Below are 19,178 nucleotides of genomic sequence, written 5' to 3'. Positions count from 1 at the left end.
GAATTAAGATAATATTATAAACAAACGATAAACATTTAAAATTTTATTCCAATGGGAAGAGCATTTGAATATCGTAAAGCTACAAAGCTGAAAAGATGGGGCCACATGGCCAAGACATTTACTAAGTTGGGTAAGCAGATTGCTATTGCTGTGAAGGCAGGCGGTCCAGAACCAGAGAACAACCCATCATTGCGTGCTATCATCGCTAACTGTAAGCGTGAGAACATGCCTAAGGATAACATCGCTCGTGCCATCAAGAACGCTTGTGGCAAGGATACCAGCGATTACAAGGAAGTAACATACGAGGGATATGGCCCTCACGGAGTGGCTGTCTTCGTTGATACTCTGACAGACAACACTACACGTACTGTTGCTGACGTTCGTTCTATCTTCAACAAGTTCAGCGGAAACTTGGGTACAACAGGTTCTCTGTCTTTCCTCTTCGACCACAAGGCTGTGTTCACATTCAAGAAGAAGGAAGGTCTGGATATGGACGAGATGATTCTCGACCTGATCGACTACGGCGTAGAAGATGAGTTTGATGAGGATGAGGAGAGCAACGAAATCACAATCTATGGTGCTCCTACAAGCTTCGGCGAAATTCAGAAGCATCTGGAGGCTGAGGGTTTCGAGGTAACTGGTGCTGAGTTCACTTACATTCCTAACGATTTGAAGGATGTAACTCCTGAGGAGCGCGAAACTATCGACAAGATGGTTGAGAAGTTGGAAGAGTTTGACGATGTTCAGACTGTATATACCAACATGAAGCCAGAAATTCCTGCAGACGCAGAATAAGCATTATGTTGCAGCAAGACAAACAGGATAAGTTGCAGAAGGTAACTTATCAGACTCATGGCACCTGCTCAAAATACATCTGCATCAGTATAGATGAAGATGGAAATGTACAGGATGCCCAGTTCATCGGAGGCTGCGATGGCAATACCAAGGGCGTTTGTGCTTTGATTAAAGGCATGAAGGCAAAGGAGGTCATCGTCCGACTGAAGGGTATCACTTGTGGCAATAAGCCTACAAGCTGTCCAGACCAGTTGGCGACAGCTTTGCAGGAAATGGGATATTAAGAGTATTTTAGGCACGGATTACTATAGTGATCCGTGCCTTTTCTACTACTGGTACTCCGTGTCTTTTCTAATACTTGAAGGTATCATCCAGCAACACCTCCTTCGGGTTCTTAGCCGAATGATATACGAAACGGAAGGTGAAATGCTCTTCCTTATATTTCTTCAGGCCAGGGTTGTTGTCCAGGGCTTCCTTCTGAATCTTATGGAGTTTATCCTTGTTGGCATCAATCGCCTTCTTGTTATCTGCCTTGTTTCTCAAAGAGATATAGTATGTATATATCTTCTTGGTTTTATCAAATGCAGCACTGTCAGTCCTGGCGTCGTTGACGTATGGAGTAGGACAGTACTTTTCAGTATATTCCTTGGCTTCACGAGCCGCTTTGTCCTCCAGACTTTCTGTACAAGAAACGAGCAAAGAAGCAAAAATACCGATGTAAATCAACTTTTTCTTCATGATTTTTCTATATTTTATCTAAAAATCTCTATTATTTTCAATATTTTGTGCAAAGATACGAAAAAAAATACTATCTTTGCACTCTAAAGAGAGAAAATTATATGGAGAATATAAATAAAATAAGAAATTTCTGCATTATTGCACATATAGACCATGGTAAAAGTACCTTGGCAGACCGACTTCTGGAGAAGACTCAGACCATCAAGATTACTGAAGGACAGATGCTTGACGATATGGATTTGGAAAGAGAACGTGGTATCACGATCAAGAGTCACGCTATCCAAATGGAATATAAGGCAAAGGATGGACAGACCTATATCCTGAATCTTATCGATACTCCGGGACATGTTGACTTCTCATACGAAGTTTCCCGTTCCATCGCTGCTTGCGAGGGAGCACTGCTGGTTGTTGACGCAACTCAAGGCGTTCAGGCACAGACCATTTCAAACCTCTATATGGCTATCGAACACGACCTGGAGATTATTCCGGTAATCAATAAGATAGATATGCCTTCAGCTATGCCTGAAGAGGTAGAAGATGAAATTGTAGACCTGATCGGTTGTAAGCATGAAGATATTCTCCGTGCTTCAGGTAAGACCGGTGAGGGTGTAGAAGATATATTGGAAGCTGTTGTTAATCGTGTTCCTGCTCCGGTAGGAGACGAGAAGGCACCGCTTCAGGCTTTGATTTTCGACTCTGTATTCAACTCTTTCCGCGGTATCATCGCCTATTTCAAGATAGAGAATGGCGTGATCCGTAAGGGAGATAAGGTGAAGTTCTTCAATACCGGCATGGAATATGATGCTGATGAAATCGGTGTATTGAAGATGGATATGATTCCACGCCAGGAATTGGGTACCGGTGAGGTAGGTTATATCATCTCGGGTATCAAGAATGCTACCGAGGTAAAGGTGGGTGATACCATTACTCATATCGCCCGTCCTTGCGACAAGGCGATTGCGGGTTTCCAGGAAGTGAAACCTATGGTCTTTGCCGGTGTTTATCCTATCGATCCTAGCGATTACGAGAATCTGCGAGCATCGCTCGAAAAACTGCAGCTCAATGATGCTTCATTGACTTTCTCGCCAGAGAGTTCTGTGGCTTTGGGCTTCGGTTTCCGTTGCGGATTCCTCGGATTGCTCCACATGGAAATCGTACAGGAGAGACTGGACCGTGAGTTTAATATGGATGTCATCACTACCGTACCTAACGTATCTTATATGGTATACGACAAGCAGGGCGGTGTGAAAGAGGTTCACAATCCTTCCGGATTGCCAGACCCAACGCTGATAGACCATATTGAGGAACCATATATCCGGGCAACCATCATTACGGCTACCAATTATATTGGACCAATCATGAAACTCTGTCTGGATAAACGAGGCGAACTCATCAATCAGGAATATGTGAGTGGAAACCGTGTAGAGCTCCACTTCATGTTGCCATTGGGAGAAATCGTCATTGACTTCTATGACAAGCTGAAGAGTATCTCCAAGGGATATGCTTCGTTCGACTATCATATCGATTCATTCCGTCATTCCGACCTGGTGAAGCTCGATATCCTGTTGAATGGAGAGCCTGTAGATGCATTGAGTACTTTGACTCACCGCGATAACTCTGTGAGCTTCGGCCGCAGAATGTGCGAGAAGTTGAAGGACCTCATACCTCGTCAGCAGTTCGATATTGCTATCCAGGCAGCTATCGGTGCCAAGATTGTGGCACGTGAGACTGTTAAGCAGGTGCGCAAGGATGTTACTGCCAAATGTTATGGTGGTGACGTGAGCCGTAAGCGCAAGTTGCTTGAGAAGCAGAAGAAGGGTAAGAAGCGCATGAAGCAGATTGGTAATGTGGAAGTTCCACAGAAAGCTTTCCTGGCTGTGCTCAAACTCGACTAATTAATATAAGTATAAAGGAAAAGGAGGTTAAGTATTATGGCAGACTTTAAAGTAATTACCCCTAAGCGTGATATTGCGCGCGAACTGGCGCGTAAATATAGTACGATGACTCATGATGAACTCGATGTGGTGGAAGATATCCTTGAGCCTATCAAGTATGGCAAGGGCGAGATGATCTTGCCTGAAGGTGAACAGTGCATGGGTATCTCGTACATCGAGAAGGGATTGGTGCGCCAATTTTACTTTAAGAATGGCAAGGAGGTGACCGAACATCTGGGTGTGGATCATTCCATCTTTATGTGCATTGAGAGCCTCTTTAAGGAAGAGCCTACACGCTTGCAGGTAGAAGCTTTGGAGCCTACTCTGGTGTATATGCTACCGAAGAAGAAGCTGGAGGCGGCTGCTATGCGTAATGTTAATATCCAGATGCTTTATCGTAAAATATTGGAAGAGAGTTTGATTCAGTCTCAGATTCATGCCGATCTGATGCGATTTGAGTCGGCACCTAATAAATATAAGCGCCTGTGCGAAATGAGCCCACAGGTGGTTCTGCGTGCTCCGCTCACCTATATCGCAAGTTATCTGCAGATGACTCCGGAAACGCTGTCCAGAATCCGCTCGAATACTATATTATAATTTATAAAAAATGGTGTGACTTCAAAACCGAAGTCACACCATTTTTTTATTTCATAATACAGGTTCGCGAGTCCGTAAGGCGGAACAGGAGAAACGTCTAGCGGATTTGCGAGCCTGTCACCCTCTTACTTTACTCTGCCGTATAGAGGAATCGCTTGATGCTCTTCTTAGGAGTTTTTTCAAACTCATCTTCATGTATACGTATTTCTGATACTTTGCTGTAAGCAGGAATCATGGTGTTGAGCTCCTGGCGGTTCTGCTCCATGACATCTGCCAGTTCGTTGGTACCGAGATTCAGGGTCTGAGCTTCATCATAGTCAGGGTGAACCAGAGCAATGAGCTTGTCGCCCTTCTGTACAACCACGCTTTCCGCTACCAGGGCCAAAGAGTTGAGCTTATCCTCAATCTCCTCAGGGTAGATATTCTGACCGTTTGCGCCGAGCAGCATGTTCTTGCTACGACCCTTGATGAAGACGTTGCCGTCACCATCCATGGTTCCGAGATCGCCTGTATGATACCATCCGTTCTCGTCAATGGTCTGCTTGGTAGCTTCCTCATTCTTATAGTAACCCAACATTACATTAGGACCCTTGGCAAGGATTTCGCCTGGTACATTCTCAGGATCAGGACTATCGATGCGTACCATCATGTGGAGGGCAGCCTTACCGCAAGAGCCCGGTACGAAGTTTTTGTAATCCTCGTAGCAGATGATAGGGGCACATTCTGTTGCGCCATATCCCACGGTATATTTGAAACCTACGCTATGGAGGAAACTTTCCACTTCCTGGTTAAAGGCTGCACCACCGATAATCACCTCGTAGAAGTTGCCACCGAAGGCATTGGATACCTGGTCGCATATCTTCTCCTTCACCTTCTTGCTGATCACAGGCATGTGGAGCAGCATACGCATGCGGTTGTTCTGGATCTTAGGGAATACCTTCTTGCGGATAATCTTCTCGATAACCAGAGGTACAGATATAATGACGGCTGGCTTGATGCGGCCGAATGCCTCGGCAATGATGGCTGGACTAGGGATGCGGGTGAGATAGAAGATGTGGCAGCCCTTGATGAATTCGAAGATAAATTCAAACGCCATGCCGTACATGTGGGCCATCGGCAGGATACTGATGATAGAATCTCCCGGCTTGATCTTCTTACCCAGTACGTCCTCAGCAAAATCTGCATTGCCCCAGAGTGCACGGTATGGAACCATTACTCCCTTGGAGAAACCGGTAGTTCCGCTGGTATAGTTGATCATAGCCAACTCATCCGGATTCTGTTCCATATAGTAGTTGACATGGTTTTTGCGGAAGTACTTAGGATACTTGATACCGAACATCTCGTTGAGGTGTTCGCGCGCATAAGTCAACTTGTCGGTACGTGAAACGACAAGTGAATAATCCGGTATATAGATGATGCCTTCAAGACCTGGCATCTTCGTTGCATCAATCTGTGTAGCTACAACATCACCCACAAAGAGCAGTTTGGCATCGCTGTGGTTTACGATGTTGTGAATCTGGTCTGGCATGAATTCATGCAGGATAGGTACGGCAATGGCACCATAGGTAAGGGTAGCAAGGAATGCTACAGCCCAGTTTGCGCTATTTCGACCGCAAAGTGCTATCTTGTCGCCCTTTACTACACCAGAATTCTCAAACATGATGTGTAGCTTCTCAATTTTGCGTGCTACATCATGGTACTGCAAGGTTGCTCCCTTGTAGTCTGTCAGAGCATCCATATCCCAATGGTCTACGATGCTCTTTTGGATTAGTGCGTTAAAACTTGGAATCTCCATATTCTTGTTATTTAACGATTTGCTTTTTTATATTTTTCTCGTACTGAAGTCCGTTTGCTGATGATAGACCTTATCTGCTGATGGTCTGTCAGCAGATAGGGCCTGTCTCTAGATTGCGTTCTGATAGAGGTAACGCTTGATAGACTTCTTGGCTGTCTTTTCAAATTCCTGATTATGAAGTTTGATGCGTGACACCTTTGCGAAGCTAGGTATCTGCATGTTCAGTTCCTTGCGGTTCTGCTCCATGATGTTCTCCAGGTCTTCGTCTGTAAAGCCGAGGTTGTTAACTTCTTCCATATCCGGATGAACTAGAGCTACCAGCTTGTCATCGCTCTGTATTACGATGCTCTCGTTGACCATAGCCATGGAGTTGAGCTTGTCCTCAATCTCTTCCGGATAGATGTTCTGTCCGTTAGGTCCCAGCAGCATGTTCTTGCTTCTGCCTCTTATGAAGATATGTCCGTCGGCGTCCATCGTTGCCAGGTCGCCTGTATGGAACCATCCGTCTTTATCTATTACGGCATCTGTTGCCTCCTGGTTCTTGTAATAGCCCTTCATCACATTGATGCCGCGGCAAACCAGTTCACCGGCTACGTTCTCCGGGTCATCGCTCAAAACCTTTACCTCCATGTGCTTCACGGCAACACCACAGCTTCCTGCCACATAGTTGTCCTGATGGGCAAAGGTGATAAGTGGAGCAGTCTCAGTGGTACCATATCCCATTGCGATAGGGAAACCTACGCTGATGAAGAAGTTCTCTATCTCCTTGTTGAGCGGAGCACCACCCACAACAACCTCGTAAGGACGTTCGCCAAACTTTCTCAATACAAACTCGCGAACCTTCTCCTTGATGCGCTTATTGATGACAGGCATGTTCATCAGCAGTCGTGCACGGTTGGTTTGGATATGTGGGAATACTTCCTTTCTTACAATCTTGTCTACTACAAGCGGCACCGCATAGAGGATGTCTGGCTTGATTTCTGACAACGCCTCTGAGATGAGCGTTGGGCTCGGCAGACGGGTAAGGAAGAAGATATGGTTACCCAATACTATATTGAAGAGAAATTCTGTCATGAGTCCATACATGTGAGCCATCGGAAGGGTAGAAAGGATGTTGCTGTTCTTACCTATATTTGGTTTCACTGAATCAATGAGGTAGTCAAGATTACCCCAAAGTGCTCTGTATGGGAGCATCACACCTTTTGAGAAACCGGTAGTTCCACTGGTATAGTTGATCATCGCCAGTTCTTCAGGATCGTCTACGTGATACTTCACGTGTTCTGGTCTGAAATACTTAGGATATCTGTGTCCGAACATTGCATTGAGGTTCTCGCGCGCATAAGTCAGTTTCTCAGAACGCGAGATGACAAGCGAATTGTCCGGAAGATAGATGATTCCTTCCAGCGAAGGCATCTCCTCTGGTGTTATCTCTGTAGCTACCACGTCACCAACGAACAGAAGTTTGCTTTCGCTGTGGTTCACGATGTTGTGAATCTGCTCAGGCTTAAATTCGTTCTGTATAGGTACGACAATGGCTCCGTAAGTAATAATGGCCAGGAAGGCTACTGCCCACTGGCTACTATTTCTTCCGCAGACGGCAATCTTGTCGCCCTTCTTTACATCGCTGTTTTCGAACAGGATGTGTAGCTTCTCAATCTTTCTGGCAATATCGTGATATTGGAGGGTTGCGCCCTTGTAATCGGTGAGCGCATCCAGATTCCAATTCTTGATAATGCTGTTCTCAATATACGAGTTAAAACTTGGTATTGAATTCATTGCACAATTTACAAAATTTTGTGCAAAGATAATGAAAATAGTGCACACTGCAAAATAAAATGTGCACTATTTTCAAAAACTACATAAAATAATTAGTTTTTTTTCCTTTTTAGTCTACATATTGTGGTGTTATAGACTGTATTTTACTCATATCTCATTGATTTGGCTGGATGGATGTGAGAAATCAGGTAGCTTGGTGCTACGAGCATGAAGATACTTATCAGCAGCGTAGCAATGTTCAGGGCTATGATGGCAAGCCAGTTGAATTCTACCGGAACGGTACTTACATAATAGGTCTGTGCATCGAGTTTGATGATGCCTGTAAAGTACTGGAGGGTAAGAATGCCGAGGGCGATGGCGTTGCCCAGAAGCATACCCTTGCCGATGATGAAGACGGCAAACCACAGGAAGGTGTGGCGGATGGTCTTGTTGCGGGCACCCAATGCCTTCATTACGCCTATCATGGAGGTGCGTTCCAGAATGATGATGAGCAGACCGCTGATCATGGTGACGCCGGCTACTATCAGCATCAGACCGAGAATAATCCAGACATTCAGATCCATCAGGCTCAGCCATTGGAAGATGTTTGGATTCAGGTCCTTGATGGTAGAACTGCTGTAGGTTTCTCCATAGTGATCTACCGTGCGGTTCACCTTATTAATAATATAATCTTCAGTCTCGTTGAGCTTGTTGAAGTCGTTTACTGTCAGTTCTGCACCGCTCGTCTGGTCTTCTTCCCATCCGTTCAGCTTCACGGCAGTATAGAGATCGGTGTATACCATTACCTCATCATACTTCTTCAGGTTGGTCTGATAGATACCTTTGATGGTGAAGCGGCGCATACGCACTCCGTTGTCATCAAAGAAGTAGGCAAAGATGCGTTCTCCCGTCTTCAGCTTCAGCTTACCAGCCATCAGCTGTGAGATGAGAATCTGGTTATGACTCGCTTTGTCATCAAACTTAGGGATGCTGCCTTCGATCATGTTCTGATGGATAAAGGTAGAATCAAAATCAGGCCCTACACCTTTGAACATGACGCCCAGGAAATCGCTGTCCGTCTTCAGGATTCCCTCTTTCATGGCAAATTTCTGCACATGTTTTACGCCAGGTATCTTTTTCAGTACGTTGACCATCGAGTCGTTCATAACCACCGGATACTGGTTTTGCTGCTGCAGCGTCATGAAGTCGGCCACCTGTATATGGCTTCCGAATCCTATTACCTTGTCACGTATGGTATGCTTGAATCCGAGCACTACGCATACCGACATAATCATAATGGCGAGTCCGATAGCAACACCTGCAGTGGCTATATGAATAGCAGGGCGAGAAACTTTACGTTTATCGCCCTGATCGCTATATAATCTCTTTGCTATAAATAGAGGAAAATTCATCTTTACTTTGAATTTTGATCTTTGAACTTTATGATTAGTGAAGCTGTTGTATTCTTCACTCTTCGTTCTTCACTTTCTTACAGTCCTTCGTCTTCCACTCTTCCCGGATAAGCCTCAAGTGCCTTACCCAGAACCACCAGAGCACGCTCCAGATCGTGTTTCTTCAAGACGTAAGCTACACGAACCTGATTGTGGCCGGCTCCAGGAGTCGTATAGAAACCGGAGGCTGGAGCCATCATGATGGTTTCGCCCTCGTAGTTGAATTCCTCCAGACACCAGCGGCAGAACTTTTCTGAATCATCGATAGGCAGTTTGGCTACGGTATAGAAGGCTCCCATAGGAATAGGAGAGTATACGCCCGGAATGCGGTTCAAGCCGTCTATCAGGCACTTACGGCGCTCTACATACTCATCGTATACATCGCGGTAGTACTCTTCAGGAGCGTCCAGAGAAGCTTCGGCTACAATCTGACCGATCAGTGGAGGAGAGAGACGGGCCTGGCAGAACTTCATCACCGCCTTGCGGATTTCTGCATTCTTGGTGATGAGGGCACCCACACGGATACCGCACTCACTGTAACGCTTCGAAACAGAATCGATGAGAACCGTGTTCTGCTCGATGCCTTCCAGGTGCATCGCACTGATATAAGGACTGCCGGTATAGATATACTCACGGTAAACCTCATCAGAGAAGAGATAGAGGTCGTACTTCTTCACCAGGTCACGAATCTGATTCATCTCTCTGCGGGTATAGAGATAGCCCGTAGGGTTGTTAGGGTTGCAGATCAGAATGGCACGGGTGCGCTCATTGATCAGCTCCTCAAACTTCTCCACCTTAGGCAGGGAGAAACCTTCTTCTATCGTTGTGGCGATGGTACGGATCTTGGCACCCGCAGAGATGGCAAACGCCATATAGTTAGCGTAAGCAGGTTCTGGTACGATAATCTCGTCGCCAGGGTTGAGGCAGCTCATGAAAGAGAAGAGTACAGCCTCAGAACCTCCCGATGTAATGATGATATCATCGGCAGTTACGTTGATGTTGAATTTCTTATAGTAATCTACAAGCTTCTCGCGATAGCTGAGATAGCCCTGACTTGGAGAATACTCCAAGACCGTGCGGTCTATATGCTTCAAGGCATCTAGGCCACATTGAGGAGTTGGAAGGTCAGGCTGACCGATGTTGAGGTGATATACCTTTACTCCACGTTTTTTTGCTGCGGCAGCCAGAGGAGCCAACTTTCTGATAGGTGACTCTGGCATTTCAAGACCGCGTACAGATATTTCTGGCATCTTAAAATATTGTTTCTTTCTATTAATTATCCGTGTCGAAAATTGAATTCTATGACCTTTTGGTCTTTTCAATTTACGCTAATCGGCTGCAAAGATAAGAAAATTAGATGAGAATTGAGAATAACTTTCGGTTAAATTTTATTTTTTGATTAAAAACTCTTTAAATATGTCGCTCTTTGCTTTCTTTTTTATAACTTTGCACTTAATTTCAAGAAATGTTATAAGATTATACTAATTAATTAAAAATAAGTAAGAAGAAAAATATGAGAAGTAGAACAAGTACATGGTTTGAGACCAAAGTGAAATATCAGAAGACAATGGAGGATGGTTCAGAAAAGGTTGTTTCTGAAGCATACGTAGTAGATGCTTTGAGCTTTACCGAGGCTGAGAGCGCCATCATCGATGAGATGTCGGTTTATGTAAGCGGCGAGTTGAAGGTGAGCGGTATCGGTAAGGCTTGCTACGGCGAAATCTTCTTCAGCGATGTGGATGATGATGATAAGTGGTATAAGGCTAAACTCCAGTTCATCACAATTGATGAGAAGAGTGAGAAGGAGAAGCGCAGCAATGTTACTTATCTTGTTCAGGCTAAGTCTCTCGCCCGTGCCCTCCGTTATATTGATGAGGTGATGGGCAAGACCATGATAGATTATGATGTGGTTGGTTTGAACGAAACCAAACTGATGGATGTATTCGAGCACCATGCTCCTAACGAGAAGAAAGAGGAGAAGAATGATGTGCCTGAATACGAGGAGCAAAAATAATTGAACTATGTATGATGTAAAAGGAAATCTCCATGAGGTGCTGGGCAGCTTGCCTGCCGGTGTCCGTCTCGTTGCTATCAGCAAGTTCCATCCCAACGAGTATATCGAGGAGGCTTATGCTGAAGGACAGCGTATCTTCGGCGAGAGTCATGAGCAGGAACTCGCCAAGAAGGTAGCTTCGCTGCCTGAGGACATCGAGTGGCATTTCATCGGTCATCTGCAGACCAATAAGGTGAAGTATATCGCACCTTATATCTCGATGATTGAATCGGTAGACAGTCTGAAACTTCTAAAGGAGATTGAGAAGCAGGCTGCCAAGCACAATCGTGTGGTGAAGGTTCTTCTGGAACTTCATCTGGCTGAGGAAGATACCAAATCGGGTCTTTCTCTTGATGCTTGCCGCGAACTCCTTGAGGCAGGCGAATGGCGGGAGATGAAGCATGTGCAGATTTGTGGCATCATGATGATGGCATCTAATACAGACGATGAGCAGCAGATTGCTCAGGAGTTTGATGAGGCTGCCCAGTTCTTTGATGAGATAAAGGCCAGATATTTTGCTGATGATGATGCTTTCTGCGAGCGTAGCTGGGGTATGAGTCACGATTATCATATTGCCGTCAAGCACGGCAGCACGATGGTTCGTGTAGGTACTACCATCTTCGGTCCTAGAATATATTAAAATAATAAGAGGGTGTGTCATGTTTAATGACACACCCTCATTGTTTATATAGTTAGTATACTATCTTCTGTCCCTTGCTGGTAATATAAATCTTGCCCTTTTGTGGAACGGAAACCTTTCTGCCTTCCAGATCAAAATAGGCTGTCGGTCTGTCTTTACCGATGATGACCGAAGAGATTCCGGTAGGAGAGAAGTTCTTGAGATAATCGAAGGTTACCAGACCGGTTGCTTCATCCTTTGTGATGTTGTAGAGCGGATGACTCGTATCAACACTGTTGTTCAGGGTGATACTGGTCAGACTGTTCACCTCGTACTCTGTAGCAGAGCTCGCCTTGTAGGTCGGGAACGGGTCGTTCTGAAGACTCGTTATGATATCATCGCTGCTGACGCCCGTGTTATAGCTGTTGTATACCATTCCGTCTGCAGGAACAATCATGACCCTTGGCTTACCTGTCGTGTTGTTGGGATTATCCCCCAGATTAACCGATGGCAAATCATCGTAGGCGATGCGCCATACCAGCAATCCGTAACCCAGAGCCTTCTTGTACCATCCCTCGTTTCTGATATTCTGCAGCAGCAGGTATTCGCCCTGGCTGTTGGCTATAATCTTGTATGCATCCGATGCCTTGTCGTATGGTTCCAGCTTTATCTGCTTCGCCTCGGTATCAGAAAGGAGGGTAGGCTGTTTCCATCCTACGATGCTCTTCTCCCATGGTGAATAAGGGATAGGCTGATAGCCGTCAGCCTGATAATTGCCCGTATCCATGACGTCCCAATATTCAGGACTCTGGTTGTGCTCAGTGATTTCGTTGGTCGGATAGATGTCTGGCAAACCGAGGGTATGCGAAAATTCATGGCAGAAGAGACCGATACCATTGATGTAGTATTTGCCGTCTTGGGTATCTGCAGGCTTATTGTTCAGCTCGTTGTTGATGCCGAATCGGGATACTGTTTTCCCGTCATAGGTTCCCACTCCTACGGTACCCGATTTCGGCCAGAGACAATCGCCTGAATTACCTACGATACTTTCAGAATAGCCGGCATAGATTACATATACGAGGTCTACATATCCATCGCCATCGCTGTCGTAATCGGCAAAGTTAACCTTGTCGTCTACCTGCTGGCAGGCTTCCTTAATCATCTGAGGAAAGTTGGTGTCACTTCCGTCGTCACGTCCGTTCTTGCCATAATAAGCTGATTTCTTGCTTACCGTAACAGGACTCACTACGTCAAACTGTGGTATAAACTGGTTATCGCTCATGTCAGCGAAATACTGCTGTACGCTGCCATAGTTCTGGCAGTATTTCTCGTTGGTGATAAACACTTCTTTATCAGCCTCAGGCATAGCTTCTCCCTTCTTTCCGTTGAGGTAATGGTTGAATGTTGCAACCGGATCCTTACTCTTGAACTTCACATCCTGAAACTGCACCAGGAGTACCAATGCCTTCGGGCTTCCCTTATGAGGGAAATAGCTTGGGCTCACGGTTCCTATTTCTGAAGCTCTTGTAAGATTCTCTGAAGAGAAAGCACGGGTTTTTCGGGTGTTCAACTCTTCAGCAGTTATCTTTTCGTATTTTCCGTCTTGGGTTTCCCGCAGGGGCGTACCGTCCAGCAGCATGTAGTAGTGGAAGGTTTCGTCGCCATGCAGGGTAGCACATGCTACGGTTCCATCAGCCAGCATAATCTTGGCGATGCCCGGTTTAGCCTTTACGGCATAGAGATTGGCGATGCCCAGGAAGGCGAGCGCCAGAGAGATGATTGCCTTCTTCATAAACAGTTAGGGTAGATGGGGGATTATTTATAAAAGTATTGTCCTTTCTTCTGAGTCTGGTGACCAAACTCGATGGCGTGATGCGGACAATGGTGATAGCAGGTAAAGCAGGTGAGGCAATCCTTGTGATGTAGCCATTCCGGATATTCTCCATGACCGCCCTTGATATCGCCTACAGGACAGACGTTGGCACAGATGCCACACTTCACGCACTTGTCTTTCTCCACATGAAACCGCTTGTCGGTGATGAGCACCTTCTCAAAGAATCCGCCCACAACCTTGGTGAAGAACCAGGGGATAGGACCTTTTACCAGACGGTTCACGCCCTCTTTCCTGTCGAATATCTCTTCGCAGATAACCGCCAGTTCCTGTGCCGATTTCGATTTCTTACGAACTTCGCGCTCCTTCGGATCAACATCCATAAAAGGAAGTCCTACATAAGATTCCGGCATGATGAGCGAGTAGGAAGCAGAAACCTCCGTGATGCCCAATGCCTGAAGCGATGCATTCAGCGCAATCGTATCGTTGAGGTTTTCGATGGTGAGTCCGATGCTGTCGCCTGCAGTACAGACGCAATAGGCGAAAGGATGCTTTCTGAACGTCTCCTTGTCTTCAGCAGTAGCATCAGGAGTTTCTCTCCGTATCTTCATCTTCCTGATAAACTCCCTTACAAGGCGTGGAACCCTCCAGCCATGTACGGGGAAAACGAATCCGAGCCGTTCATTCTCTTTCAGAATAAACGGCTCGGCTATATTGTGGCTTGAATCATCCGCCCGCATATAAGGGGCGATAGGAATCAAGTCTTCGTGTGTAGCCGCTGCCAGTCTGGCTGCTGCCCACTTGGTATTTCCAGTTCCGGAGAAATAGAAAATCATGCTTACTTTTAAATATGTATTGAGCTAGATTATTTCTTTTCTGTCATAACACCTTCTATATAGAGACGTGACATTTCTACATTGCCGTTAGAACGGACGGTGATGCTCTTCTTGAAATGACCAGGGAACATGCCCTTGCCGTTATAGGTAACACTAATCTGTCCCTTCTCGCCTGGAGCGATAGGCTTCTTGGTGTAAGAAGGTATGGTACAGCCGCAGCTGGCAATAGCCTGGTTGATAATCAAAGGCTTGTTGCCCACATTGGTGAAGGTAAAGGTAGCCTTCTGTACCGGGTTTGACTCTTCGAACGAACCGAAGTTGTGTATCAGTTTGTCGAACTTAATCTCTGCCTGAGCAGATGCAGTAGCTACAAGAGCCACCAGCATAGTGAGTGTCAATATGATTCTTTTCATCTTCATATCCTTTCTTCTTTCTTTATATTTTCTCTTTAATTTGTTTCTTATTTTTATTTAATTCGATGCAAAAGTACATATAAAGTTTAGTATTACGTTACTTTTTTACATTATTTAAAACAATTATGCCTTATATTTCATGTTACAGCCTTCTTTTCTGTGGAAAAGTGGGGGCGCAATACTCCTCATTATGAAGAAGTTTGCAGATTCCTGAACAAAAAATCCCCCAACCTTAATCACTTAAGATTGGGGGAGAAAGTAGAAAAAATAATAAAGTATGAACAATATCAACTGAATAGAGGGCTAAATGTGGAATTTGATTTCATTCAGCCAAGCCTGAACACTGAAGCAGGGACAGGACTTGTGGACGTTCGGGAGATCACGATGACCTAGGATCTCGGCTTCGGGATAGTCTACGCACAGACTCGTCAGGAGATTCTGGAGCGACTGCTTCTGAGCCTTCGTACGGGTATCTGCCGGATTGCCGTCGGCGTCGAGACCGCCTTCGTAACAGATGCCGATACTGTGTGCATTGAAATGGCGGGCGTGGGCGCCGATTTCTGATTCGGGACGTCCGGGGTAGATGACGCCGTCTTTCGTGATGTAATAGTGATAACCGATGCTGCGGAAACCACGGGCTAAATGACAGGCTTCGAGCTTTTCGAAGGTGAAGTCCTGCGTGACGCGGGTGGCAGAACAGTGAATGACAATAAGTGATATTTTTCTTGTGTTTTTCATAGTGCTGAATCTTTAAAGGGTTGATACTACTGGCAGCTCTGCACACAAAAGGCAGAGGCTACGGCGGTGAGAACGGTAATGACGAAATTCAGAATTTTCTTGAGTGTTTCTCTTTTCATTTTCATTTGATTTAAGGTTAATAAATGGATTGGGGGCTCGGATTTCCTATATCCGGGCGATACTGGAGAAGGAAGGCTGACAGGATGAGCAGATGGGCTTGATAGCGCGTGTTTCAATGATGCTTGCTATATTGATGAATAGCCGGGGGTGCTATAGCCGAATCCCGGACTGCATCCTGTCTAAAACCTTCTTTCTTCATCTACTGGCGAGGGGGTTACTCCAGGCCGTCGCTACCATCGGAGCCGGTGCTCTCGGTGTTGCCTGATCCGCCAGTCTGTGTTGAGTCGCCACCCTGGCTTGTGCCGCCACCCTGGGTAGTATCGCCTGTGTTATCCTTACCGCCGTCTGGTGGAGTAACATCTCCTGTTACGGCTGTAGCCTTCTTCAGGGATGCATCGAGGTTCAGACTGTTTGCCTTGAACTCACCGGTGCCACGGGCACGGAGCTTCAGTCCGGCAATGTTCTTGGTGATGCTGAACTCCTTCTCGGAGGCAGCACCTTCCTTGTTCTTGATGCCGATGCTGAAGATGGCGAGGTCGGGAATCTTCACGGCGATACCCTGCAGAACCAGTTCTCTTACGCAGCTCACCATGTCGGTGAGCATACCCTTGATGGCTCCCTTTGAGAACGGTGTGTTGTGACTTTCCATGTGCTCTGCGAGTTCATCAAGACCATAGGTCTGGGTGATTACAGGGTAAGCGAAAAACTTGCCGTTAGCGGCGCTCAACTTCTCGTTGACATACTTCTTTAATGTGTACAGAATCATAGTGTCTTCATTTTAAGGTTAATAAATTGTGTTTGTGTAGTAGGGGGCGCTGCGCATTGCCTCTTGGTGGTATGAGATGTTATCTCTGAACCACAATGCAAAGATACGAAATCGGTGAGGGGTCAACTCACAGTTGCTCATACTTGCTCATGTTTTATCATACTTTTTCATAGATTCTTTTTTTCTGGAGTTTATAAGCCCATTATAATCAATCATCATTTGCTTGAATCTTATTCAAGTTTCGCGAGTTTTACCCCACACGCCCTGAAAGGGCGATGCCCTGGGCTAGGGGCTTCTGCCCTTTCAGGGCGTGTGGGGCAAAACATGCGAAAGTTCAGTAAGGAAGTATATGGTAACTATAGTTTCGCAAGTTACTTGAATATACTGACAAGGAAAAGACTTTACACCCGAAGCTTTCTGAAAGACTCCGGAAAGAGAAGTGAAAGAAACTGGAAGGCTGGTGCGCCGGCGGGGGATACACGCTACTTCACTTCATGCCTAAACTTCACCTTCCGCCTCTGGCTTGCCAAGATACGTTTTGTGGCTTCTCTGCCCGAACCTATCTATACCGCATTTTCAAGTTAAAGGAAGGCTGTACTCCTACCGAATGGCGGGAGAAAATGGCTGAAAATGTAGCCCCGGAGGATAAAAAGCAGGATTAACCATTTTTCGATAAATACCAGGAAAACGCATCACTGAAGGGAACAAATTGTTAAGGGGGGCTACTTGCAGGAAGTAGACACCTAAAACATAGAAAATAGACACTTTTTTATAGGAAAGCAACACTTTTTTCGAAAAAAATACTATATTTGCACCATGGAAAATATGATAGAGACTTTCACGAAAGAGGAACAGGCTATTTTTATAGTGGCATTGTTTCTTCTGCTGTTCGCCATAGTCATGAGCTATGCCATGGTTCAAGACTACAGGATATATCTTGATGGAAACAACAAGGCTCGCTACAGTTTCTGTGATTTCATCAAGAGAGGAAGATATTATATCTATCTGTTTCTCAGACAGTCTTTCGTCATCATCCTGGGAATGACAGTATATCTGACGGCAATGAGAGAATAGGTGCTTCGGTGGATAATGCCGCTGCATAGTGGCAAGATTTGGCTGAATGCACAAAAGTATTTTTTTTTACAAGAAAATATTAATTTAATAACTAACAATATGAAAACGAATTTTGTAAAATTGAGATGGCTTTTCACGATGCTTTTGTTCGTGACAACCATGATTATGCCAACCATGATGTTGGCGAAAAGTATTGATCTAAAAATACCGGAAGGTGATGGCGCAGGAACCCCATATAAAATTGGTACTGCTGAAGAACTTTATTGGTTTGCAGGTCTGGTGAATGGTACGCTTCCAGGCGTCAAAAAGGATTTATCTGCCAATGCAATCCTCACGGATGACATTATCGTGAATACGGGCGTTCTTGACCCAAATAAAGATCTGGTAAGCGGAAACGACTTTATAGAATGGATACCTATTGGTAAATCTTCTTCTGATGATGATGCATATACTGGCACCTTTGATGGCAATGGACACACCATCAGCGGATTGTATTTCAATAAATCTAACTCATGGTATGTTGGCTTGTTTGGCTGCATAGGAGCCGAAGGCAAGATTTCCAACGTAGGAGTTTCGGATTCATATTTTCAGTCCAGTAACTGTCCGTATATAGGCGGCGTGTGCGGATCGAATTCTGGCGAACTCCAAAACTGTTCTAACAGCAGCACTGTAATTGGCAAAGAAAACGAGTATAGAATAGGCGGCGTGTGCGGCTATAACAGTGGCACTGTCAAAGATTGCAAAAATACAGGTTCTGTCAGAGGAAAAGAAACAATAGGCGGCGTGTGCGGATATAATGAAAGAAGATATAATGAAAAAGGCGGAATAATAGAAAACAGCTTTAATGAAGGCACTGTCAGCGGAACAGGTGATTATGATGTTCTTAATATCGGCGGCGTGTGCGGCTATAACTATGGTGGCACAATCAAAAGCTGCTATAACACAGCTTCTGTAAGCGTAACAGGTAAAAAAGTCGGCGGCGTGTGCGGCGATAACTCGGATGGTACAAGTACAATAACAAATTGCTTTAATGAAGGCACTGTCAGAGGAAAAGAAACAATAGGCGGGGTGTGCGGCAATAACAGTGGCACAATCAAAAACTGCTATAACACAGCTTCTGTAAGCGGACAATATTCTGTCGGCGGCGTGTGCGGCGATAACTATGAAGGTCCAATAACAAATTGCTATTATCTTAGTGGCACAGTCGCAGACGGTAAAGGCGGTATAGGAGGAAAGGATGATGAGAATGGCAAGGCAGTGGAAATGTCCAAAGATCGGTTTAAAAGTGGCGAGGTGGCATGGCTACTTAATGGTTCCAAATCTGTTTCTACCGAAGAAAGCACCTTGGCATGGTATCAGAAGTTGGGTGAGAATGCTGACGCTTATCCAGTCTTGAAATCCACTGACCACAATACTGTATATAAAGCACCCCTCTTCTCTTGCGACGGGACAACCCGTATTGGTGAATATGCAAACAAACCAGAAGGCGACAAGTTGTCTCACAACTATCAGATGGCAGAAAAGGCTGATGAAGGAACGTCAAATCTTTATAGCGAGGAATGCGCTATATGCCACAATTAAAAGATGGAACAAAGTACATCAAGGACTTCTGTGGCAACAAAGACAACATTATTAAGCTAACAGCGGAGTCTGACGGTTCATA

The 19,178-nt window shown here is 45.4% G+C and carries 20 protein-coding genes; 9 read left to right on the top strand and 11 right to left on the bottom strand.

Annotated elements, in window-relative coordinates; genetic code table 11:
• Nucleotides 1-51: 51 nt before the first annotated feature.
• Nucleotides 52-795, top strand: a complete 744-nt coding sequence (locus KUA48_RS13625; protein ID WP_153073796.1) for a YebC/PmpR family DNA-binding transcriptional regulator — start codon at nucleotides 52-54, stop codon at nucleotides 793-795.
• Nucleotides 796-800: 5 nt separating this feature from the next.
• Nucleotides 801-1,079: a TIGR03905 family TSCPD domain-containing protein gene (locus KUA48_RS13620; protein WP_153094336.1), complete on the top strand. Its 279-nt coding sequence runs from the start codon at nucleotides 801-803 to the stop codon at nucleotides 1,077-1,079.
• Between the two features lie 67 nt (nucleotides 1,080-1,146).
• Here KUA48_RS13620 and KUA48_RS13615 read toward each other — a convergent pair whose 3' ends face one another.
• Nucleotides 1,147-1,533, bottom strand: coding sequence for a hypothetical protein (locus KUA48_RS13615; RefSeq protein WP_006846970.1), 387 nt, complete (start codon nucleotides 1,531-1,533; stop codon nucleotides 1,147-1,149).
• Between the two features lie 101 nt (nucleotides 1,534-1,634).
• Between KUA48_RS13615 and lepA the strand changes: the two genes are divergently transcribed.
• Nucleotides 1,635-3,428 carry a translation elongation factor 4 gene (gene lepA / locus KUA48_RS13610; RefSeq protein WP_118079136.1) on the top strand — a complete coding sequence of 598 codons (1,794 nt, stop codon included), beginning with the start codon at nucleotides 1,635-1,637 and terminating at the stop codon, nucleotides 3,426-3,428.
• Between the two features lie 36 nt (nucleotides 3,429-3,464).
• Nucleotides 3,465-4,064, top strand: coding sequence for a Crp/Fnr family transcriptional regulator (locus tag KUA48_RS13605; protein ID WP_118151140.1), 600 nt, complete (start codon nucleotides 3,465-3,467; stop codon nucleotides 4,062-4,064).
• A gap of 130 nt (nucleotides 4,065-4,194) precedes the next feature.
• Here KUA48_RS13605 and KUA48_RS13600 read toward each other — a convergent pair whose 3' ends face one another.
• From KUA48_RS13600 to KUA48_RS13585, 4 genes are all read right to left on the bottom strand, one after another.
• Nucleotides 4,195-5,859 carry an AMP-binding protein gene (locus KUA48_RS13600; RefSeq protein WP_118253480.1) on the bottom strand — a complete coding sequence of 555 codons (1,665 nt, stop codon included), beginning with the start codon at nucleotides 5,857-5,859 and terminating at the stop codon, nucleotides 4,195-4,197.
• A 108-nt stretch (nucleotides 5,860-5,967) separates the two neighbouring features.
• Complete coding sequence (locus KUA48_RS13595; protein WP_153079532.1) at nucleotides 5,968-7,635, bottom strand: AMP-binding protein; 1,668 nt, start codon at nucleotides 7,633-7,635, stop codon at nucleotides 5,968-5,970.
• Between the two features lie 143 nt (nucleotides 7,636-7,778).
• Nucleotides 7,779-9,026, bottom strand: coding sequence for an FtsX-like permease family protein (locus tag KUA48_RS13590; RefSeq protein WP_118151135.1), 1,248 nt, complete (start codon nucleotides 9,024-9,026; stop codon nucleotides 7,779-7,781).
• Between the two features lie 77 nt (nucleotides 9,027-9,103).
• On the bottom strand, nucleotides 9,104-10,315 hold the full coding sequence (locus KUA48_RS13585) for a pyridoxal phosphate-dependent aminotransferase (protein WP_006846964.1): 1,212 nt from the start codon (nucleotides 10,313-10,315) through the stop codon (nucleotides 9,104-9,106).
• A gap of 263 nt (nucleotides 10,316-10,578) precedes the next feature.
• On the opposite strand from KUA48_RS13585, the gene KUA48_RS13580 reads away from it, so the two are divergent.
• Both KUA48_RS13580 and KUA48_RS13575 read left to right on the top strand, forming a co-directional pair.
• Nucleotides 10,579-11,079, top strand: a complete 501-nt coding sequence (locus KUA48_RS13580) for a DUF4494 domain-containing protein (RefSeq protein ID WP_153073795.1) — start codon at nucleotides 10,579-10,581, stop codon at nucleotides 11,077-11,079.
• A 7-nt stretch (nucleotides 11,080-11,086) separates the two neighbouring features.
• Nucleotides 11,087-11,758, top strand: coding sequence for a YggS family pyridoxal phosphate-dependent enzyme (locus tag KUA48_RS13575; protein ID WP_153079531.1), 672 nt, complete (start codon nucleotides 11,087-11,089; stop codon nucleotides 11,756-11,758).
• A gap of 52 nt (nucleotides 11,759-11,810) precedes the next feature.
• Here KUA48_RS13575 and KUA48_RS13570 read toward each other — a convergent pair whose 3' ends face one another.
• From KUA48_RS13570 to KUA48_RS13545, 6 genes are all read right to left on the bottom strand, one after another.
• Nucleotides 11,811-13,529, bottom strand: coding sequence for a M6 family metalloprotease domain-containing protein (locus KUA48_RS13570; RefSeq protein WP_218431746.1), 1,719 nt, complete (start codon nucleotides 13,527-13,529; stop codon nucleotides 11,811-11,813).
• Nucleotides 13,530-13,552: 23 nt separating this feature from the next.
• Entirely contained in the window at nucleotides 13,553-14,404 is an 852-nt protein-coding gene (locus tag KUA48_RS13565; protein WP_153079529.1) for an EFR1 family ferrodoxin, read from the bottom strand.
• Between the two features lie 29 nt (nucleotides 14,405-14,433).
• Nucleotides 14,434-14,817, bottom strand: coding sequence for a DUF1573 domain-containing protein (locus KUA48_RS13560; RefSeq protein WP_022122030.1), 384 nt, complete (start codon nucleotides 14,815-14,817; stop codon nucleotides 14,434-14,436).
• 303 nt (nucleotides 14,818-15,120) lie between these two features.
• The gene (locus KUA48_RS13555; RefSeq protein WP_022121070.1) at nucleotides 15,121-15,555 is read right to left on the bottom strand and encodes an N-acetylmuramoyl-L-alanine amidase; all 435 of its coding nucleotides are present in this window, start codon (nucleotides 15,553-15,555) and stop codon (nucleotides 15,121-15,123) included.
• Between the two features lie 26 nt (nucleotides 15,556-15,581).
• Nucleotides 15,582-15,674 (bottom strand): smalltalk protein, encoded by a 93-nt coding sequence (locus KUA48_RS13550; RefSeq protein ID WP_167529916.1) that lies wholly within the window; start codon nucleotides 15,672-15,674, stop codon nucleotides 15,582-15,584.
• 215 nt (nucleotides 15,675-15,889) lie between these two features.
• Nucleotides 15,890-16,441 carry a DNA-binding protein gene (locus tag KUA48_RS13545; RefSeq protein ID WP_218431748.1) on the bottom strand — a complete coding sequence of 184 codons (552 nt, stop codon included), beginning with the start codon at nucleotides 16,439-16,441 and terminating at the stop codon, nucleotides 15,890-15,892.
• 324 nt (nucleotides 16,442-16,765) lie between these two features.
• Here KUA48_RS13545 and KUA48_RS13540 point away from each other — a divergent pair, with 324 nt between their 5' ends.
• From KUA48_RS13540 to KUA48_RS13530, 3 genes are all read left to right on the top strand, one after another.
• Nucleotides 16,766-17,026 carry a hypothetical protein gene (locus KUA48_RS13540; RefSeq protein ID WP_194252730.1) on the top strand — a complete coding sequence of 87 codons (261 nt, stop codon included), beginning with the start codon at nucleotides 16,766-16,768 and terminating at the stop codon, nucleotides 17,024-17,026.
• A gap of 240 nt (nucleotides 17,027-17,266) precedes the next feature.
• Nucleotides 17,267-17,515, top strand: a complete 249-nt coding sequence (locus tag KUA48_RS13535; protein WP_228112402.1) for a hypothetical protein — start codon at nucleotides 17,267-17,269, stop codon at nucleotides 17,513-17,515.
• Between the two features lie 99 nt (nucleotides 17,516-17,614).
• Nucleotides 17,615-19,096: a GLUG motif-containing protein gene (locus tag KUA48_RS13530; protein WP_153133972.1), complete on the top strand. Its 1,482-nt coding sequence runs from the start codon at nucleotides 17,615-17,617 to the stop codon at nucleotides 19,094-19,096.
• Nucleotides 19,097-19,178 lie beyond the last annotated feature (82 nt).

This window comes from Segatella copri, assembly GCF_019249795.2.
Classification (GTDB): domain Bacteria; phylum Bacteroidota; class Bacteroidia; order Bacteroidales; family Bacteroidaceae; genus Prevotella; species Prevotella copri_B.
Note: the sequence above shows the minus strand (reverse complement) of the source record. Positions and strands in the feature narration are given on the sequence as shown.

What these genes read in the sequence shown, in the direction of transcription:
- KUA48_RS13625 (WP_153073796.1), top strand. Translation starts at nt 52, where the DNA reads ATGGGAAGAGCATTTGAATATCGTAAAGCTACAAAGCTGAAAAGATGG.
- KUA48_RS13620 (WP_153094336.1), top strand. Translation starts at nt 801, where the DNA reads ATGTTGCAGCAAGACAAACAGGATAAGTTGCAGAAGGTAACTTATCAG.
- KUA48_RS13615 (WP_006846970.1), bottom strand. Translation starts at nt 1,533, where the DNA reads ATGAAGAAAAAGTTGATTTACATCGGTATTTTTGCTTCTTTGCTCGTT.
- lepA (WP_118079136.1), top strand. Translation starts at nt 1,635, where the DNA reads ATGGAGAATATAAATAAAATAAGAAATTTCTGCATTATTGCACATATA.
- KUA48_RS13605 (WP_118151140.1), top strand. Translation starts at nt 3,465, where the DNA reads ATGGCAGACTTTAAAGTAATTACCCCTAAGCGTGATATTGCGCGCGAA.
- KUA48_RS13600 (WP_118253480.1), bottom strand. Translation starts at nt 5,859, where the DNA reads ATGGAGATTCCAAGTTTTAACGCACTAATCCAAAAGAGCATCGTAGAC.
- KUA48_RS13595 (WP_153079532.1), bottom strand. Translation starts at nt 7,635, where the DNA reads ATGAATTCAATACCAAGTTTTAACTCGTATATTGAGAACAGCATTATC.
- KUA48_RS13590 (WP_118151135.1), bottom strand. Translation starts at nt 9,026, where the DNA reads ATGAATTTTCCTCTATTTATAGCAAAGAGATTATATAGCGATCAGGGC.
- KUA48_RS13585 (WP_006846964.1), bottom strand. Translation starts at nt 10,315, where the DNA reads ATGCCAGAAATATCTGTACGCGGTCTTGAAATGCCAGAGTCACCTATC.
- KUA48_RS13580 (WP_153073795.1), top strand. Translation starts at nt 10,579, where the DNA reads ATGAGAAGTAGAACAAGTACATGGTTTGAGACCAAAGTGAAATATCAG.
- KUA48_RS13575 (WP_153079531.1), top strand. Translation starts at nt 11,087, where the DNA reads ATGTATGATGTAAAAGGAAATCTCCATGAGGTGCTGGGCAGCTTGCCT.
- KUA48_RS13570 (WP_218431746.1), bottom strand. Translation starts at nt 13,529, where the DNA reads ATGAAGAAGGCAATCATCTCTCTGGCGCTCGCCTTCCTGGGCATCGCC.
- KUA48_RS13565 (WP_153079529.1), bottom strand. Translation starts at nt 14,404, where the DNA reads ATGATTTTCTATTTCTCCGGAACTGGAAATACCAAGTGGGCAGCAGCC.
- KUA48_RS13560 (WP_022122030.1), bottom strand. Translation starts at nt 14,817, where the DNA reads ATGAAAAGAATCATATTGACACTCACTATGCTGGTGGCTCTTGTAGCT.
- KUA48_RS13555 (WP_022121070.1), bottom strand. Translation starts at nt 15,555, where the DNA reads ATGAAAAACACAAGAAAAATATCACTTATTGTCATTCACTGTTCTGCC.
- KUA48_RS13550 (WP_167529916.1), bottom strand. Translation starts at nt 15,674, where the DNA reads ATGAAAAGAGAAACACTCAAGAAAATTCTGAATTTCGTCATTACCGTT.
- KUA48_RS13545 (WP_218431748.1), bottom strand. Translation starts at nt 16,441, where the DNA reads ATGATTCTGTACACATTAAAGAAGTATGTCAACGAGAAGTTGAGCGCC.
- KUA48_RS13540 (WP_194252730.1), top strand. Translation starts at nt 16,766, where the DNA reads ATGCGAAAGTTCAGTAAGGAAGTATATGGTAACTATAGTTTCGCAAGT.
- KUA48_RS13535 (WP_228112402.1), top strand. Translation starts at nt 17,267, where the DNA reads ATGATAGAGACTTTCACGAAAGAGGAACAGGCTATTTTTATAGTGGCA.
- KUA48_RS13530 (WP_153133972.1), top strand. Translation starts at nt 17,615, where the DNA reads ATGAAAACGAATTTTGTAAAATTGAGATGGCTTTTCACGATGCTTTTG.